14 protein-coding genes and 1 pseudogene are annotated in these 17,335 nt (G+C 65.9%); 4 read left to right on the top strand and 11 right to left on the bottom strand.

Translation table 11 applies throughout. The features are described 5' to 3' along the window. Nucleotides 1–961 (bottom strand): DNA polymerase IV (gene dinB, locus MUO23_12155; GenBank protein MCJ7513710.1); only part of this gene is annotated, 961 nt, incomplete at its 3' end. 160 nt (nt 962–1,121) lie between these two features. Between dinB and MUO23_12150 the strand changes: the two genes are divergently transcribed. Beyond that, the gene (locus tag MUO23_12150; GenBank protein MCJ7513709.1) at nt 1,122–1,322 is read left to right on the top strand and encodes a hypothetical protein; all 201 of its coding nucleotides are present in this window, start codon (nt 1,122–1,124) and stop codon (nt 1,320–1,322) included. 15 nt (nt 1,323–1,337) lie between these two features. Here MUO23_12150 and MUO23_12145 read toward each other — a convergent pair whose 3' ends face one another. The 9 genes and pseudogenes from MUO23_12145 to MUO23_12105 all read right to left on the bottom strand — a co-directional run bounded on the left by MUO23_12145 (nt 1,338) and on the right by MUO23_12105 (nt 13,240). Further along, on the bottom strand, nt 1,338–2,840 hold the full coding sequence (locus MUO23_12145) for an HD domain-containing protein (protein ID MCJ7513708.1): 1,503 nt from the start codon (nt 2,838–2,840) through the stop codon (nt 1,338–1,340). A gap of 9 nt (nt 2,841–2,849) precedes the next feature. Further along, nucleotides 2,850–3,404, bottom strand: a complete 555-nt coding sequence (gene hpt, locus MUO23_12140) for a hypoxanthine phosphoribosyltransferase (GenBank protein ID MCJ7513707.1) — start codon at nt 3,402–3,404, stop codon at nt 2,850–2,852. Nucleotides 3,405–3,406: 2 nt separating this feature from the next. Then, nucleotides 3,407–3,979 (bottom strand): thymidine kinase, encoded by a 573-nt coding sequence (locus tag MUO23_12135; GenBank protein ID MCJ7513706.1) that lies wholly within the window; start codon nt 3,977–3,979, stop codon nt 3,407–3,409. Between the two features lie 90 nt (nt 3,980–4,069). Then, on the bottom strand, nt 4,070–4,384 hold the full coding sequence (locus MUO23_12130; GenBank protein MCJ7513705.1) for a hypothetical protein: 315 nt from the start codon (nt 4,382–4,384) through the stop codon (nt 4,070–4,072). Continuing rightward, nucleotides 4,364–4,552 (bottom strand): annotated as a pseudogene (gene rpmE / locus MUO23_12125) (50S ribosomal protein L31). The gene MUO23_12130 and the pseudogene rpmE overlap by 21 nt, the downstream one beginning before the upstream one ends. Nucleotides 4,553–4,651: 99 nt before the next feature. Then, nucleotides 4,652–4,906 (bottom strand): 50S ribosomal protein L27, encoded by a 255-nt coding sequence (gene rpmA, locus MUO23_12120; protein MCJ7513704.1) that lies wholly within the window; start codon nt 4,904–4,906, stop codon nt 4,652–4,654. Nucleotides 4,907–4,930: 24 nt separating this feature from the next. Beyond that, complete coding sequence (rplU, locus tag MUO23_12115) at nt 4,931–5,389, bottom strand: 50S ribosomal protein L21 (protein MCJ7513703.1); 459 nt, start codon at nt 5,387–5,389, stop codon at nt 4,931–4,933. A 149-nt stretch (nt 5,390–5,538) separates the two neighbouring features. Further along, nucleotides 5,539–9,795, bottom strand: a complete 4,257-nt coding sequence (gene rpoC, locus MUO23_12110) for a DNA-directed RNA polymerase subunit beta' (GenBank protein MCJ7513702.1) — start codon at nt 9,793–9,795, stop codon at nt 5,539–5,541. 139 nt (nt 9,796–9,934) lie between these two features. Continuing rightward, on the bottom strand, nt 9,935–13,240 hold the full coding sequence (locus MUO23_12105) for an ATP-binding protein (GenBank protein MCJ7513701.1): 3,306 nt from the start codon (nt 13,238–13,240) through the stop codon (nt 9,935–9,937). A 136-nt stretch (nt 13,241–13,376) separates the two neighbouring features. Between MUO23_12105 and MUO23_12100 the strand changes: the two genes are divergently transcribed. From MUO23_12100 to MUO23_12090, 3 genes are all read left to right on the top strand, one after another. Continuing rightward, complete coding sequence (locus tag MUO23_12100; protein ID MCJ7513700.1) at nt 13,377–14,525, top strand: response regulator; 1,149 nt, start codon at nt 13,377–13,379, stop codon at nt 14,523–14,525. A gap of 274 nt (nt 14,526–14,799) precedes the next feature. Continuing rightward, nucleotides 14,800–15,315 carry a hypothetical protein gene (locus MUO23_12095; GenBank protein MCJ7513699.1) on the top strand — a complete coding sequence of 172 codons (516 nt, stop codon included), beginning with the start codon at nt 14,800–14,802 and terminating at the stop codon, nt 15,313–15,315. After that, nucleotides 15,296–16,564, top strand: coding sequence for a GAF domain-containing sensor histidine kinase (locus tag MUO23_12090; GenBank protein ID MCJ7513698.1), 1,269 nt, complete (start codon nt 15,296–15,298; stop codon nt 16,562–16,564). Before MUO23_12095 ends, MUO23_12090 begins: the two co-directional genes overlap by 20 nt. 191 nt (nt 16,565–16,755) lie before the next feature. On the opposite strand, the gene MUO23_12085 is transcribed toward MUO23_12090, so the two are convergent. Continuing rightward, on the bottom strand, nt 16,756–17,335 hold a 580-nt coding region (locus MUO23_12085; GenBank protein ID MCJ7513697.1), incomplete at its 5' end, for a hypothetical protein.

Raw genomic sequence — 17,335 nt, 5'->3', positions numbered from 1 at the left:
GTGCCCGAAGCAGCGAGCGCGCCGCCGCCAGGATCTCCTGGTCGAGGCTCGTAGGCTGGGGCAGGCTCGCCTGCCGGAGAATTGTCGTGAAATCGGACCATCGCAGCTTCAGTCGGACGGTTGCCCCCACAAGCTCCTGCTCCCTCAGCCGTTGTCCCACTTCCCCTACCAGCTCGACCAGTACAGCCTCTAGCGCCTGGCGGGCCCGAATGTCCCGGGCGAAAGTCCGCTCGGCGGAGAGCGACTTGGGCTGATGCTCGGCAACGACCCGGCGGGAGTCAACCCCCAGGGCACTGGATGCAAGTTCAGGGCCACGTTCGCCGAAGAGCGCGGTCAGCCGGTCTGGCGGCCAGCCGGCCAAATCTCCGATGGCTGCGATTCCTTCCGCCACCAGGATCTGAGTCGTCTTGGGACCCACGCCCCACAACATTTGGACCGGCAGCGGGGCCAGGAATGCGGCCTCTTCTCCCTGCGGGACGGCCACCAACCCATCGGGCTTCCCCACCTCGGTGGCGATCTTGGCGACCAGTTTGTTGCTGGCGATCCCCCACGAAGTCGGGAGGCCGTGGCTCTCCCGGATCTCCGCCTTCAGAGTGGCGGCGATGGCGGTGCCGGAGCGGGCATCATCGCTGACGTCGAGAAAGGCCTCGTCGATCGACAGCTGCTCGACAACCGGCGCCGCCTCTCGAAGAATCGCCATCACCCGCTCAGAGTAGTCTCCATAGACATGATGCCGGGCGCGGACGAGCACCAGCTCCGGGCACAGGCGGAGCGCTTGGGCGGTAGGCATCGCCGAGCGCACTCCCCAGGCCCGCGCCGCGTAGGAAGCCGAGCTGATCACGCCGCGCTCGTCGGGTCGTCCCCCGACGGCGAACGGCCGGGAGGCCAGGGCTGGATCGAGCAAAGCCTCGACCGAGCAGAAGAATGCGTCCAAGTCAACGTGCAGGATTTTGCGCCGCATCGCTCAAGGTTGACAGCAGGTGATTCCCCGCTACAATCCCATCTCCTTGTGTGAGGTGATCTGAGTGCAAACCTGTAACCGCTGCCACAGCAGTTCTTCGGACTCTGCGCTCCGCTGCGCCACGTGCGGAGCCGACCTCAGCCGTGAGTCCGAAAGCGCCGTGGCCCGCGCCCGCTTGCAGGCGAACCCGCGCGTCTACCGGATCCGCCTGGTCGTTCACGAAGACGCCTGCCCCGCCTGCTGTATCGCCGAGGGCGAGCTCGCCAAGTCCGAGGTCCCGGTCGTTCCCATTCACGGCTGCTCCCATGGGCTTGGCTGCCGTTGTTTCTACGAGCCGGCGCTCTCGGAGATCTTCCCCTAGAAGGCTACTCGGGCCTCACCCACCTGCCAAGGCCGGGCCGCCGGATTCAAGAAGCTGCCGAGCGAATTCGAGCGCCTCTCCAGGTGTGGTCACCTGCTCTTCCACCTGCGCTTCGCGCACAGCTTCCAGTAGTTGGCCTACCTGCCTCCCTGGGGGCAGCGCCAGGCTGCGCATCAATACCTCTCCATCGACCAATCTGGGTGGTTCGACAACCTGCGAGTTGAGTTCGAAGAAGGCCTCCAGCAAAGTGCGGCCCGTGTCGAGACGCCCGGCCCACGCTACCGGAGGAGGCGGCGGGGTGTGCTTGCCCAGGAAATCCGCCAGGGAGAGCAGGACGACGTCGACCCCGGCTTCGCCCAGCTGCCGGAAGTAGCGGTAGATGGCGCGGCGGCTGATCGGCCATGACTTCTCCAGCTGGCCAGGCCGCATGTGGTTTCCCACTACCAGCCGCAGCCGATCGATTTCCAGCCGGCTGAAGCGCATGCGCTCGGCCCAAGCTGCGGCCATCTCCGCCCCGAGCGCTTCGTGTTCAAGGAAGCGGATCCCGCCAGCCTCGTCCTGTGACTGCGTTCGGGCCTTTCCGACATCATGATACAGCGCTGCCAGCATCACCAAGGGCCTTAGGTGGCGCCCACCGGCCAGCTCCCGGCTGAGCACGGCTTGGAGTGGGTAGCGGAAGCGGCCCAGCTGCACCGAGGCTAGACCCAAGGTCAGATCCGCCGAGGCCTCCTCATCCGCCTGCGGCGCCAAGACCGCCAGCAGATCGGCGGTGTGATCGACCACAGCCAGGCTGTGAACCAGGGCATCGTAGGCATGTTGCGGCGGCTGCCGCAGACCGCGCAACGCCTCCACCTCCGGGAAGACATCCGGGAGCAAGCCCAGCTGGTCGATCAGCCGCACGGCCGCCGTCGGCCGAGGCAGGTCGAGCGTGCGAACGATTTCGTCACGCACGCGCTCAGCCGAGGTGAGATGGATCTTTCCGTGGGCGCCTCGCACTTGGGCGATGGTCGCCGGCTCGATTCGCAGGGAGAGCGAGACCGCCAGGCGAACGGCCCTCAACGCTCGCACCGGGTCGGAGACGATCGAGTCCGGCCGGCAGGCTCGCAGGCGGTGCGCCCGGAGATCCGCCGCGCCTCCGGTGGGATCGATCCAGGCGGCAGGCTGGCGCAGATCGACAGCCAGGGCGTTGAGGGTGAAATCGCGTGAGGTGAGATCGTGCTCCAGGGTGTCGCCCCTCAGACGGGCGAAATCTAACACCCAGCGGGATCCATCGGCTGCGAGATGAAGGACCCGGCCGGCGTCGCGCACCGGATCCAGATCGAAGTACTCGGCGCGGAGGTGGTCGGCTACGCGGCGGGCAAGACGGCGGGCCTCACCGGCGACGGCGAAGTCCAGATCCTGCGATCGCCGGTTCAGCAGGTGATCGCGGACGGCGCCGCCGACGAGCCAGACCCCCCGCTCGTTTGCGAACACGGGGCGCAGGTCGATGACCCAGGCCGGCGGGAAGAGGGACGGCACCTAGGGCGCTCAGGGAGCGAAGAACTTCTCGGGTTGGACGACGCCGACGAACGGCAGGTTCCGGTAGTACTCGTCCAGATCGAGCCCATAGCCAAAGACGAACTTGTTGGGGATTACGAACCCGCAGTAGGCGATCGGGACTTCGGTTTCGCGCCGCTCAGCCTTGTCGAGCAGGGTACATACCTGCAGGCTTTCCGGGCGGCGGGCGCCCAGTAGTTCCAGCACGGACGCCAGCGTGTGGCCGCTGTCAATGATGTCCTCCACGATCAATACATTCCTGCCTTCGACGGAAGTCGTCAGGTCAAGCGTAATCCGGACCTGACCGGTAGCGGCCCGGGCCCCTGCCCCGTAGGAGGAGATCGCCATGAAGTCCACCGTGTGCGGCACGCTCAAGGCCCGCATCAGATCCGCCAGGAACACTACGCCGCCCCGCAGAATGCATACCAGCATCAGATCTCTGCCGGCATAGTCGCGGCTGATCTCGGCGCCCAGCTCTCGGACGCGCGCCTGCACGCTCTCTTCCGGAATCAGGATCTCGGCCAGGAACTCGTGGTAGTCACGCATGGCTAGTCTCTCGGGACGTCGTGGTGTTGGCGGCAGCGGGCCTCATACATTTCGCTGGCGCCGACGACGACCACCGGGTCGTCAAAGCGGGCGGGGCGGCCGTCGATCAGGCGCTGCGTGCGCGCCGCCTCGTTACCGCATACCATGCAGATGGCATGCAGCTTGTCGACGCGTTCGGCCAGGGCCATCAGTTCCGGCATGGGGCCGAACGGCTCGCCGCGGAAATCGGTGTCCAGCCCGGCGACCAACACCCTCACCCCGCGGGCTGCCAGATCCTGCACGATCTCCCGCAAGGTGGTGTCGAAGAATTGAGCTTCATCGATCCCGACCACGGTGGTCTCAGGATGAAGCAGCTGCAGGATCTCAGCCGCGGAGCGAACCGGCGTCGCCTCGAATTCCGAGCCGGCGTGCGACATCACCTTCTCAACCCGAAAGCGGGTGTCGATGCTGGGCTTGAAAACCTGGGTGCTCTGGCGGGCGATTCTGGCACGCCGCAGCCGGCGAATCAGCTCGTCCGTCTTGCCGCTGAACATCGACCCCGTGACGACTTCGACACTTCCGACCGTGTGTTTCATGATGGCAAGCCCCGGGCACTCGAAAGAAATGGGCAGGTGGGAATCCCACCTGCCCAGAGTGTACACGGTTGGCGAGCAGCAGCAAGCGCCCTACGGAGCCAGCTCCTGCGCCGGGCTCTCCTCCGGCAAGGAGAAGCCGCGTGCCCGCAGGCGGCGTTTGAGATCCGCCAGGCTCTTGCGGCCGAAGCCGTCGATCTTCAGCAGTCCGTCGTCGCCGGCCTGCTCGAGCCGGGCAATCGCCTGCCCGACGGTCTCGATCCCGGCGGCCTTGAGAGCGTTTTCGGGACGGCTGCCGAGCTCGAGCTCGACGATCGGAAGCTCGGGGGACGTCCGGGCGGCCTCGCGCGCCTCCAGGTCGCCGATGTAGTTCTGGCGGGCCTGGAGCTTCTTGTAGAACCGATCCACCTGTCCTTCGGTATCGACAATCCGCTGCTCCCCAGTGTAGAACGGGTGGCAATTGGAGCACACGTCGGTGCGGATGACGTCCACCGTCGAGCCTGTGTGCCAGGTATTGCCGCAGGAACAGATCACCGTCGCCTGCGGATTGTACTTCGGATGAATTCCTTCTCTCATCGAGGTTGCCCTTTCCCCTGGGGATGACCCTGCTGCCAACGCCGTCTGATCGCCAGGGTGCGACTCAGCTGGTCCGATGCAGCAGGGCAGTGCCTGCGATCACTCGCTGATCACGCTCACATGCTTGCGTCCGCCGCGGCCGAACCCGAACTTGACCCGGCCTTCCGCCGTGGCAAACAGGGTGTCATCGCCGCCCTTGTCGACATTCGCTCCCGGGTGGATGTGCGTGCCGCGTTGGCGGACCAGGATGCATCCCGACCGCACGAACTCACCCTCGAAGCGCTTGACGCCCAGGCGCTTGGATTGGCTGTCTCGCCCGTTGCGGCTTGAACCGCCGCCCTTCTTGTGTGCCATATCGTCCTCCTCGCTGCCCGGCGGCTAGGCCGAGGCCTTCTTGCGGCGGGAGGCGCCAGGCGCCTTCGCCGCCGGTTTGGCCGCTTTTCCGGCCGTGCCGCCGCGCTGGCGGGAAGCCGGCTTGGGCGGGGCAGGCTCGGACTCGCCCGCCTCTACGCTGCCCATCCCCGGGAAGCTGATGTGCTCGATCTTCAACCGCGTGTACTGCTGGCGGTGGCCTTTCTTGCGGCGGAAGCGCTCCTTGGGGATGTAGCGGTAGACCACGATCTTTGGGCCCTTGACGTGGCCCTCGACTCGGGCCTGCACCTTGGCGCCATCGACGCCGGGTCTCCCGACGACCACGGCCGTGCCATCGACAGCCAGCAGAACGGAGTCCAGCGTAATGCTGGAACCGACCTCAACCGGCAGCAGGTCCACCTCGACCGACTGCCCTTCCCGGGCGACGTATTGTTTGCCGCCCGTCTCGACGACAGCGTACTTCATGCCTGACTCTCCAGCTTCTCTTCACCGCTCGCCCCGCAGCCTCAGCTGCCCGACGTCGGGGAAGTTGGGGTTTCCCGCCAAAAGGCGAGAGTGGTCATTCTACCTGCGCCCGGGGCGGGCCGTCAATCCCAACCGAACCACCGCCGGGATCAGTCGGCGGCCACCGATTCTGAGGCCTCGCCCGATTCGACTGGCAGGGCCTCGATTTCCTCCAAGCGTTCATCCCGCAGGACGGCTTCCTCGCCTGGGAAGGCAGTGCCCGCCGGAATCAGCTTGCCGATGATCACATTCTCCTTCAGGCCGCGCAGATAGTCGACCTTGGCCTCAATCGCGGCCCCTGCCAGCACCTTGATGGTGTGCTGGAACGACGAGGCCGAGAGGAAGGACTCAGTGCTGAGCGAGGCCTTGGTCACCCCCAGCAGAACCTGAACGGCCCGCGCCGGCTGCTTCCCCTCGCGCAGAAGCTGCTCGTTCATGCGCTGCAGGTACAAGCGATCGGCCAGATCCCCCGGCAGCAGCAGGCTGTCCCCTGGGAAAGTCACTTGCACCTTCGAGAGCATCTTGCGGATGATGACCTCAAAGTGCTTGTCGTTGATGTTCTGTCCCTGCGAGCGGTACACCTTCTGGACTTCGGTCAGCAGGTACAGCTCGGCGGCTTCTCGTCCGAGGATGCGGAGTTTGGCGTGCGGATTCAGGGATCCCTCGGTCACCTGCTGCCCAGCCTCGACCTTCTCGCCTTCTCTGACCAGAATGCGGGCGCTAGGCGGGATCTCGTATTCGCGCTCATCGGTGTGATCATAGGCGATGATCACGGTGCGGCCTTCCAGCCGGGCGCGGCCGGCGTGTGTGGCCACAATTTGGGCTTCGCCACGCGTGGCGATCAGCTCGCCCGCCGCCACCTGGGTGCCGTCCTCAATCCGCAGCGCCCAGTTGCCCGGCACAGAGTATTCATCCTGGATCAACTGGCTTTCGACGATGCGCAGCAGACGCGGACCGTCCGGCATAGCGGACTGCTGGACGTAGACCGTGCCGCCGATCTCGGCCGTGATCGCTTCCCCCTTGGGCTTCTTGCGAGCCTCGAAGAGCTCCTCGACGCGCGGCAAGCCCGTAGTAATGTCGCCGCCGGCAGCAACGCCGCCGGTGTGGAACGTGCGCAGGGTCAATTGGGTGCCCGGCTCGCCGATCGACTGGGCGGCCACGATCCCGACCGCCGTGCCCAGGTTGACCATCTTGCCGCGCCCGAGGTCCATCCCATAGCAGTTGGCGCACATGCCGAACTGGAGTTCGCACGTGAGCGGAGACCGGAGAAAGGCTTCGGCCACTCCAGAGGCAGCCACTCGCCGCGACTCCTCGATACCGATCAGGTCGCCCTTGTCCAACAGCACTTCGCCGCTAGCGGGGTCGGTGAGGCGCCCGGCCAGGATCCGCCCGACGAGGCGCGAGGCAAAGTCCTGTCCGGCGACGTCATCGGCGCGCCGGATCACGACGCCCTGCTCCGTGCCGCAATCGTGGGCGTTGATAATCACGTCCTGGGCCACGTCGACCAGACGCCGCGTCAGGTAGCCAGCGTCGGCCGTGCGCAGGGCGGTGTCGGTCAGTCCCTTGCGCGCCCCATGCGTTGATATGAAATACTCCAGCGTGCTCAATCCATCGCGGAAGTTCGACCGGATCGGCAGGGGAATGATGCGTCCTGCCGGATCGGCCATAAGGCCGCGCATGCCGGCCAGCTGCGAAATCGGGCCGAAGCCACCCTTGGTGGCGCCGGAGAGAGCCATTGTGCTCAGGTTGCCGGCTGGATCCATGCTGCGGCGCACGGCCTGGGCCACCAGGCCCGTCGTCGCCTGCCACAGCTCGATCGTGCGCTCGTTCATTTCCTGCTCGGTCAGCAGGCCCCGCAGGTAGTTGCGACGCACCGCCTCGGCTTCTTCCAGCGTCTTGGCGATGATCGCTTCCTTCTCCTTGGGGACGGTGATATCCGACACCGCGATGGTGGTGCCTGACCGGGTGGCATAGGCGAAGCCGATATCCTTGATGGCATCGACCACCGCCGGCGTCCCCTCCTCGCGCAGCAGGTGGTACACGTCCGCCACCAGCTTCTGCATCGAACCCTTGTCGAGAACATGGTTGACGAAGCGCAGCCCGTCCGGCAGGACGCGGTTGAAGATCACCCGCCCGACGGTGGTTTCGATCAAACGCGTCTCCGGCTCGTCGAGCCTCGATCCATCGTCCGCGAACCAGGTCTCGACTTTGACCTTGATCGGGGCGTGGATGTCGAGCTGCCCGAGGCCATAGGCCAACTCGACTTCGTCCATGTGGGAGAAGGCCCGGCCGCCGCCCCTGTGCTGCCGCCCCTGGATACCCATCGTCAGGTAGTACACCCCCAGGACCATGTCCTTGGACGGGCCGACAATCGGCTCCCCATCCGCGGGCTTGAGCAAGTTCTTGCTCGAGAGCATCAGCTCGCGGGCTTCCTCAACCGCCCTGTGCGAAAGCGGGACGTGGACCGACATCTGGTCGCCATCGAAGTCGGCGTTGAAAGCGGCGCACACCAGCGGGTGCAGCTGCACAGCTTTGCCTTCCACCAAGACCGGCTCAAAGGCCTGGATCCCCAGGCGGTGCAGGGTGGGGGCGCGGTTGAGGAGCACCGGGCGGTCCTTGATGACCTCCTCCAGGACCTCCCAGACCTCCGGCCGTTCGCGCTCGATGATCCGCTTGGCGCCCTTGACGTTGGCGGCGTAGTTGTACAACACCAGCTTGGAGATAACGAACGGGCGGTACAGCTCGAGAGCCATGGCCTTCGGCAGGCCACACTGGAAGAGCTTGAGGTGCGGGCCAATCACGATCACCGAGCGACCCGAGTAATCGACGCGCTTCCCAAGCAGGTTGCGGCGGAACCGGCCCTTCTTTCCCTTCAGCATGTCGCTCAGGGACTTGAGTTCTCTCCGGCCGCGACGCGAGAGCGCCTTGCCGCGCTGGGCGTTGTCGATCAACGAATCCACCGCCTCCTGCAACATGCGCTTCTCGTTGCGCACGATAACGTCGGGGGCGCCGAGCTCAACCAGCCGCTTCAGGCGGTTGTTGCGGTTGATCACCCGCCGATACAGGTCGTTCAGGTCAGAGGTGGCGAAGCGGCCGCCGTCCAGCTGAACCATCGGGCGCAGGTCGGGCGGGATCACCGGCAGTACCGTCAGGACCATCCACTCCGGCCGGTTGCCCGAGCGGCGGAAGGCCTCGACCACCTTCAGGCGCTTGGTAGCCTTCTTCTTGCGCTGCTTGCTGCGGGTGGTGCGGGCTTCTTCCCAGAGCTCTTCTGCCATCTTGTCAAGGTCGAGGCGCTTCAGTATCTCGTAGAAGGCCTCGGCCCCCATGTCGGCGCGGAATACCTGGCCCCACTTGACCTTTAGCTCACGGTAGCGGCTCTCGCCCAGGAACGTCATCGGGCGGATCCCCATGAGCTCTTCCCGATCTCCCGCCAGTTGATCGCGGGTCCCAAGAGAGCCTTCGTCGGTTAACTCGCGCAGCTCGGCCATGCCGGCGTCGGATTCGCCCTTGACCTTATCCACCTGGGACTTGATGCGCTCGAGGTCGTGGTCGCGCCGCTCTTTGAGAACGACCTCGATCTCCTCTAGGCGCTGAGCGACGGCCCTCTGCACCCCCACGATATGAGCATTGGTGACCGTCTCGCCCTTGTCGGCGATCTGAGTCCCGGTGGCTTCGAGGACGACAGGCAGGCGCAGCGTCTTGCCCATCCGCTCGGTCAGGCTGCGCTCCAGCTGCTGCCCCTCCCGAATCACAGGGTCGATCTTGCCGGCGACCTCCTCGGCATAGGTCTCTTCAACGGTCTTCTTGCGCTCCTCGAGGTCCTCGAGACGCCTCTTTCGATTGGCCTTGAGTTGGGCGATTCTCTGGTTGAGCGAGTCCGCCTGCTCGCGCTCAAGCGCCAGGATCTCGTCCTCGATGCGCTTGCCGGCCTTGCGCCGCGCCTCTTCGTCGACATGGGTTACGACGTACTGGGCAAAATACAGCACCCGGTCGAGGTTGCGCCGGGAGATATCCAGCAGCAAGCCGAGGTACGAAGGCACGCGCCGGGTGTACCAGACATGGGCCACGGGCGCCGCCAATGTGATGTGACCCATGCGCTCGCGCCGGACGGCCGAGCGCGTCACTTCCACCCCGCACTTCTCGCAGGTGATTCCCTTGAAGCGGATATTCTTGTACTTGCCGCAGTAGCACTGCCAATCCTTCGTCGGCCCGAAGATGGCCTCGCAGAACAACCCATCCTTCTCCGGCCGCAGGCGGCGGTAGTTGATCGTCTCCGGTTTCTGCACCTCGCCGTAAGACCAGCTGAGGATATCCTCCGGCGAAGCCAGACTCACACGCAGCGCCTTGAATGACTTTGCTTCCACGCGGATCCCTCCAGCGACAGCTGTCCGGTCGAACAAACGTGCTAGTCAGGGGGCAAAGCAAAACCAGCGCCTGGAGGTCCTTTGCGAACCCCAAGCGCCTCTAATACGAAGGCTTATTTTATGTCAAACTCCCAGGAAGTCAAGGCCGAGCTTGCTCGGCGGTTAGGCTGGTTGGGACGTCAATGATGAAGACGCTGCCTGCCCCCAACTGGCTCTCGACGCTCACCCGCCCGCCGTGCTGCTCGGCGATGGACTTAACGATCGCCAACCCCAGGCCGGAGCCGCGCTCGCGCAGATTCTCCTTGCGCCGGGCCCGGTAGAACTTTTCGAACAGCCGGGCCTGGTCAGTCGGTGCGATCCCCACCCCGGTGTCTTCCACGGTGAACAGCTGGCGGCTGCCCACCTGCCGGGCCCGGACCACGACCCTGCCCCCGGCCTGGGTGTACTTGACGGCGTTGTCCACCAGGTTCGCCAGGGCCTGCCGCAGCAGCGTGCGGTCCGCCTGAATCGGACGCTGATGGGCTGCGACCTCTTGACTCAAGCTGATGCGTTTGGTGGCCGCCTGGGCCTGATAGGCCTGCACGACCTCCGCCACCATGCTCTCCGGCGCAACGCTCTCCAGGCTCAGCCCGATGCCAGCTTCGATCCGTCCGAGGTCGAGCAGATTGTCAACCAACTGCGTCATCTGCTCAACGCTGTCGGAGATCTTGCGGATGAATTCCTTTTGCTGGTCGTTGAGCGCGCCCACCATCGGCAGCATGGTCGTGTAGCCGCTCATCAGTGTGAGCGGCGACCGCAGGTCGTGACTGACCGTTGCCACGAACTCGGACTTGAGCATGTCCAGCTTCTTGAACTGGCTGACATCCCAGAGCACGCACACCCGCCCATAGAACCGGGCATCGCTCGGGTCTTCCACGGTCATGGCCGTGCCGAAGAGCACCTTCCCGCCTTCGACCTTCAGCTCGAGGGTGCGGTCCTCCGGTGCATCATCCAGGAGCAAGGCCAGTAGTTCGGGAGAGTCCACCCAATCCGAGGCTGGCAGGCCGATGCAGGCGTCGGCAGGGCCGCGCAACACGATCTCCGCTGCCGGGTTCGCCAGCAGGATCCGCCCGGCCCGATCGGTGACCAGGACGGCATCGGGCGTCGCCTCGAGCACGGCCCCCATCCGCAATCGTTCCTGCTCGGCCTGCTGAAACAGGCGCGCATTGGCGACGGATACCGCCAACTGGGAGGCGATGATCGAAAGCAGGCCGGCCTCCTCCTGCGTGAAGACGTGCGGGTCTAGGTAGCCGAGCCACAGGACGCCGATAAACCTGCCTTCGTTCCGGATCGGTGCACCCGCCAGGGCCAGAATCGGAACCCGCAGGGCCTGCAGGTTCAGCAAGCCGCGGGCGCGGGCCGGGTTGTCGAGGACAAATGCGCCCCTCTGCCGGGCGAGGTCGAGGATCGGCGGATCCAGGCTGGCCCACCCTCCGGGATCACTCCCGGCCGTGTAGGCTTCGGCCGGCACTCCTGGCCGGGCTTCCGATTCGCCGAGCAGCACCAAACGCACCAGCTCCGCCTGGGTCATTTCGCGGGTGGCGGCGAGCACCCGGGGCAGCGCGACCGAGAGATCGAAAGTCGTGGCCAGCTGCTGGCTGATCCGCAGCAGGCCATCCATCTCGCCCATCCGGCTCTCAAGACCGCGCCGCATCCGTTCGAACGAGGCCCCCAGGCGCCCGGTTTCATCCTGACCGGATACCGTGACCGGCTGCGAAAGATCGCCGCTGGCGATCGTGTCGGCGGCGCCCGCCATCTCTCGCAATGGGCGGGTGATGCGGCGGCTGATCAGGTACACAACCAAGAGCGCCAGGCTGCCCACGGCGGCGATGACCGCCGTCAGCTGGCCGGCGATGCGCGCCGCAAGCAGATCGACGGCGCCCTGAGGCGATGTCACTACGACCCACCACGGATAACCGCCTACGGCGCTGATGTAGCTCAGCTGGCGGGTGCCGTCAGACGCCGTCTGGGTGTGGACCTCTCCGGCGCTGTCAGGATCGACGGGCACCGAGTCCATCACCCGGGCGGGCGTCGGATGCAGGATGATCGTGCCGCTTTCGTCGGTGACGTAGGCCTCGCCGGGTTCCACATCCGCCAGGCGCCCGAGGACTGGAAGCAGGAGAGGGTTGCGAGACAGGTCGGTCCATGCTACCAGGCTGCCGACGGGAGCCTCCAGGTCGGGGGACTCGATCGGGGAGACGAACGCCAGGCGCGCCCCGCGGCTCCCCTGGCCCGGGCGGACGACGACCTCCTCGGAAACCCCGAGCCGCGACAACCGGAGTGCTGGCTGGATGGCGGTCAGCAGGGCGGCGTCCGGCTTGACCCCCGGGGTGTGCACCAGCACCTGGCCCTGGCTGTCCAGCACCACCAGGGAGTTGAAGTACGGCAGCAGGGTCAGCCAGCGCTCCAGCTCGTCGGCGTTCAGATCCCCGTTGAGGACGTTGTCGGAGATCTCGCCCCCGATCTGAGCTGCGTAGGATCGGCCGGCCTGCACGGCGTACGGAATGCTCTCCGCGGCCAGTTCTGCTGTCTGGGATAGCCGGGCACCGATCAACTGGCGGGCAGCCGAACGCGCCAGCAACCAGTCCCCGTACAGCATGGTGGCGGCAAACACCAATCCGGCAACGCCAAACACCGAGACGGTCTTGGCCGCCAGGGAACGGCTATAAGGACCGGCCTGGAGGGCTCGTGGCCGGTACCAAAGCTCGGGAATGGTCAGCCGGAAGGCCTCGGCGATCACGCCGGCGATCAGCACTTGCAGCAGGCCGGCGATCAGCAGGCCATTCAGCTGAGCGGCCATGAAGCCCAGGCCATCGAGCAGCGATCCGCCGGCAAACACCAGCACTTCGACCCCGGAGAGGAAGCCCAGAGCCAAGCCACCCACGACACCTGCCACTGCAGGGTGACGCAGCAGGCGGCCTGGCCATTCGGCGTAGGGGTTGCGCAGGCACAGGCTGCACAGCCCGGCCACCATCCCGAAGATGAGCGGGGTCATCAAGCTGGCGGTCTCAACGGCTGCAGCCGACAGGCCGCTGGCGACTGCCACCACGACTGCTGGCCACAGCCCCAGCGTTCCGGCGGCGAGCATCCAGGGGAGAGCGGCGAAGGCGGCGAAGTAGGGCGCAGACGCCTGCCGGGGGACGCCGGGTGCCACGGGCAGGCCCGCCCCCGGCAGGTAGAACAAGAACACGCCGGAGGCGATCACGCCGGCGACGATCAGCATTCCCAGCCAGGCCGCCTCCGTCTGATTGAGGCCGCGCCGGCCTTCGCGCTTGCGCTTTTTCAGATCGTTGAGGCAGAGAACCAGCAGGACCAGGGCGTACAGCAGGAGTAGGGCATGCCCGAGCGGCCGAAGCGGCAGCCCGAATGAGACCTTGCCATCAAAACCCCACAGATCAACGGTCATCTCACCGGCAATGGCGTCCCCTGGGTGGCGGCGATTATAGCATCCTGCTCCAAGGCGTCCCAACGGGTGCGTGCTTGCCGCGGCATGTTCTTTATGCTAGACTGCCTGAAATCGACCCCTCCTAGGCTTGCCCTCCATGGCCGAGAAGATACTGATCGTCGACGACGATATCGACACGCTGAAACTGGTCGGCTTGATGCTCGAGCGGCAGGGCTACTCAATCGCCGTGGCGAGCAACGGATCGCTGGGGCTGAACAAGGCCGCCGCCGAGCGCCCGGACCTGATCCTGCTCGACGTCATGATGCCGGACATGGACGGCTACGAGGTGACCCGGCGCCTGCGGGCGGACCCGGCGTTGGCTCACATCCCGATCATCATGTTCACGGCCAAGACCATGGTCGACGACAAAGTCGCCGGATTCGAGGCCGGGGTCGACGACTATCTGACCAAGCCGACCCATCCGGCAGAGCTCTCCGCCCATGTGAAGGCCGTCCTGGCTCGCTCGGTCCAGACTCAGTCTACCCCAGTCGAGAAGGCCAAGGTGCTGTCCTTCCTTGGAGCCCGCGGGGGCGTGGGTACGAGCACCCTGTCCATCAACATCTCAGTCGTGCTGAAGGGCCTCGGGCAGGATGTTGTCCTGGCTGAGATGAACCCCGGCGGGGGATCGATGGCCCTCAGCTTGGGGCTGGCCGAGACCCCCGCCCTGTCGAACCTGCTCACCCGTTCACTGAAGGACATCCACCTGCGTTCGGTTGAGTCGGCGTTGACCGACCACAACACCGGCATCCGGGTGCTGATGACCTCAGCCCGGCCCCGGGAGACGGAACTCGACCAGGCCATCCCCCAGATGGAAGCTGTCGTCAAGAACCTGTCGACGATCTGCACGCTGGTGGTGTTGGACCTGGGCAATGGCATGCGCCCGCACGTGGTCCCACTGCTGAACATGAGTGACCGGGCGGTCCTGATGGTCGAACCGGTGTACCCGTCGACGTCGCTGGCTCGCAACCTGCTCGACGACCTGCAGCAGAGCGGGATCAATCGCCACAAGATCAGCCTGGCCCTGATGACCCGCGAGCGAACGAGCCTGCAGCTCCCCTGGCAACAGGTCGAAGCCGAGCTGGGGATCGAGCTGGCCGGCCTGGTGTCTCCTGCGCCGGAGCAAGCCCATCAGGCCGATCAGAATGGAACCCCGCTCGTCCTGCTGCACCCGAACTCCCTGGTCGGCGATCAGATCCGCAAACTCGCCTCCCGCCTAGCTACCCTCCTCCAGCTCAAGGAGAACTAGCCCGTGGTGGGGACCTCACCCCATCGAGCCAATACGCAGATTGCCGCCAAGATGATCCATGCCGCCCACAGCGCCCTGGCTCTTGCTGGGGCTGCCATCTCGACGGGCTCCGGGATCCCCGACCTTCGCTCCTCCGGCTCGGGCTTGTGGAGGGACCGCGATCCGATGGCCGTCGCCTCCCTGCCCGCCATCCGCTATCAGCCCGAGTGCTTCTTCGAGAGGGTCCGCCCCCCTGGCAGCCTGCCTGAGGCACGCCCGGCCCAATCCGGCCAACGTGGCGCTGGCGGCCCTCGAGCAGGCGGGCCGGCTGAGGGCCGCGATCCCTCAGAACTTCGACGACTTTCACCGGCAGGCCGGCTCGGGGCAGGTAGTGGAGCTGCACGGCATTTTCCGCCAGGCGACCTGTACGGCCTGCTTCGCCGTGTTCTCCACGGCCCAGCTGGCGGAGCGATGGCTCGAATCCGGATGGATCCCGCGCTGTCAGGCCTGCGGCTGGATCGTCAAGCCGAAGGTGATCGTGTTCGGAGAAGAGATGCCGCATGCCGCATGCCAAGGCGCCTGGCAATGGGTGCGGGAGCGCGATCTATGTCGGGTGGTCGGCTCCTCCCTCGAGGTCAAACCGGCCGCCAGTCCTCCCTTCGAGGCCGTATCGGCAGGAGCCGATTTGATTATCATTAACCGCCAGCCTACCTACCTGGACTGCCGGGCGGCCCAAGTCCTCCAAGAGGAAGCGGCCGAGGTGCTGGCTGCGCTCGTGCGCGAGGTGCTGTGTGACCGAACTCCCCTCTAGGCCGGTGTCCGACACGGCCGCCCTTCGCAACTACCCCCGCGTCTATCAGCGCTACGAGCGTCTGTTGGAGACCTCCTCGGACCTTGCCTCGACGCTGGAGCTGGACTCGCTTCTCGGGCGGATCGTCGAAGTGGCGGCGGAGCTGACAGAGGCCGAAGCCGCCTCCTTGCTGCTCTACGACGTTGAAACGCATCATCTGTATTTCGAAGCCGCGACCGCCGGGATCGATGAAGCCATGGGCAAGACCCCCATCCCGGTGACCAACAGCATCGCCGGGTGGGTCTTCACCGAGGGCAAGTCGATCCTGGTGGACGATGTTCTACGCGATGCCCGCTTCTTCCGCGAGGTCGACGTCCTCACTCGATTCCAGACCCGAAACGTGCTGGCGGCGCCATTGCGGACCAAAGACAAGACCATCGGAGTCATCGAGGTCGTCAACAAGCGACAGGGGATGTTCGATGAGGACGATGTCCGTCTGTTGCAGACCCTGGCAGCGCAGGCGGCCGTGGCCATTGAGAACAGCCGCTTGTTCCAGCAGAGCGACCTGATCGCCGAGATGGTACATGAACTCCGAACGCCGCTGGCCTCGCTGACCGCGGCCTCCTACCTGCTCCAACGCCCCGATCTGCCGGAGGATCAGCGCTCCAAGCTGGGTGCGACGGTGCAATCCGAGGTCCGGCGGCTGAACGAGATGGCCACGGACTTCCTCGAACTCTCGCGCCTGGAGTCTGGACGCGTCCGCATGACCCGCGAGCCGGTCCATCTGGGAGGCCTGATTACCGAGTGCCTGGAGATCATCCGGCCTTTGGCCGAGGCCGAGCAGATCCGGCTCGAAGAGCACACCGACCGCGACATCCCCCCGGTGCACGGTGACCGCAACCGGCTGAAACAGTTGGTGCTCAACCTGCTCACCAACGCCATGAAGTTCAACCATCGAGGCGGGGTCGTGGCCGTCGGGCTGTTGCGCCAGGGCGACCTGGCGGAGCTGAGCGTTCGCGACAGCGGCCGCGGCATCCCGCCCGACAGCATTGCCCATATCTTCGAACGCTTCTACCGGGTGCCCGAGCAAGAGTCCACCACCGCGGGCACCGGCCTTGGCCTGACCATCGCCAAGCGCATCGTCGAGAACCATGGGGGCCGGGTGACGTTGGAGAGCGAAGTCGGGGTCGGCAGCACCTTCACCGTGCTCCTGCCGGTCGGCCCGCGGGATCCCCCGGCTCCACCCACGGTCACGCCCGCTCCAGCCTAGGGCGTCGCGCCCAGCCTGCCCGGCGGGAACTACACCATCGGCGCGCCCGCCTCGGTGCCAAACCGCTGCCGGATTCGGCCTGGGTCTCCTTGTGCAGTTCGGTCGGACTTTCAATGGGAGTGCCCACACAAGCCCCGCGCCCAGTGGCGCAGCGCCGTCCCCTTCCGGCAGGCACCAGCCTCGAGTGGCCCTCAGCCTTTTCGGCCGAACTGGCGCTCCAGGGAATCCAAGGAGATGTGCAGCATCGTCGGCCTGCCGTGAGGACAAGTCCGCGGGAGACTGCAAGCCTCCAGTTGCCGAAGCAGTTCTGCCTGCTCGCCGAGGGACAACAGCTGCCCGGCTTTGATCGCCGCCCGCTTGCACACCCGCCCGGCGATCCGCTGCTCGACCTCGCTCTGCAGCGGGCGCTCATCCTCCTCGAAGTCCTCGACCAGTACCCGCAAGGCCTGGGCCGGATCCAGGTTGGCGAGAAGCTGCGGCAAGGCGCGCAGTCGGAAGGCGCTGCCCCCGAAGGGCTCCAGGTCGAACCCCAGATGGCGCAGGCCGTCGACCTGGGGGAGCAGGAGGTCTGCCTGGGCCGGAGTCAGGTCGACCACGACAGCCTCAAGCAGGCGTTGCATCGGGACTTGCCCTTGCGCCTGCTGGCCCATCCACGACTCGAACAGCACCCGTTCATGCGCCGCGTGCTGGTCCACCAGATACACGCCATCCGGGGCTTCGGCGACGATATAGCAGCGCCCGACTTGCCCGATCGGCTGGAGCAACGGCAGC

The organism is Anaerolineales bacterium (genome assembly GCA_022866145.1).
GTDB lineage: Bacteria > Chloroflexota > Anaerolineae > Anaerolineales > E44-bin32 > PFL42.
This window is presented reverse-complemented; position numbering and strand designations above follow the sequence as displayed.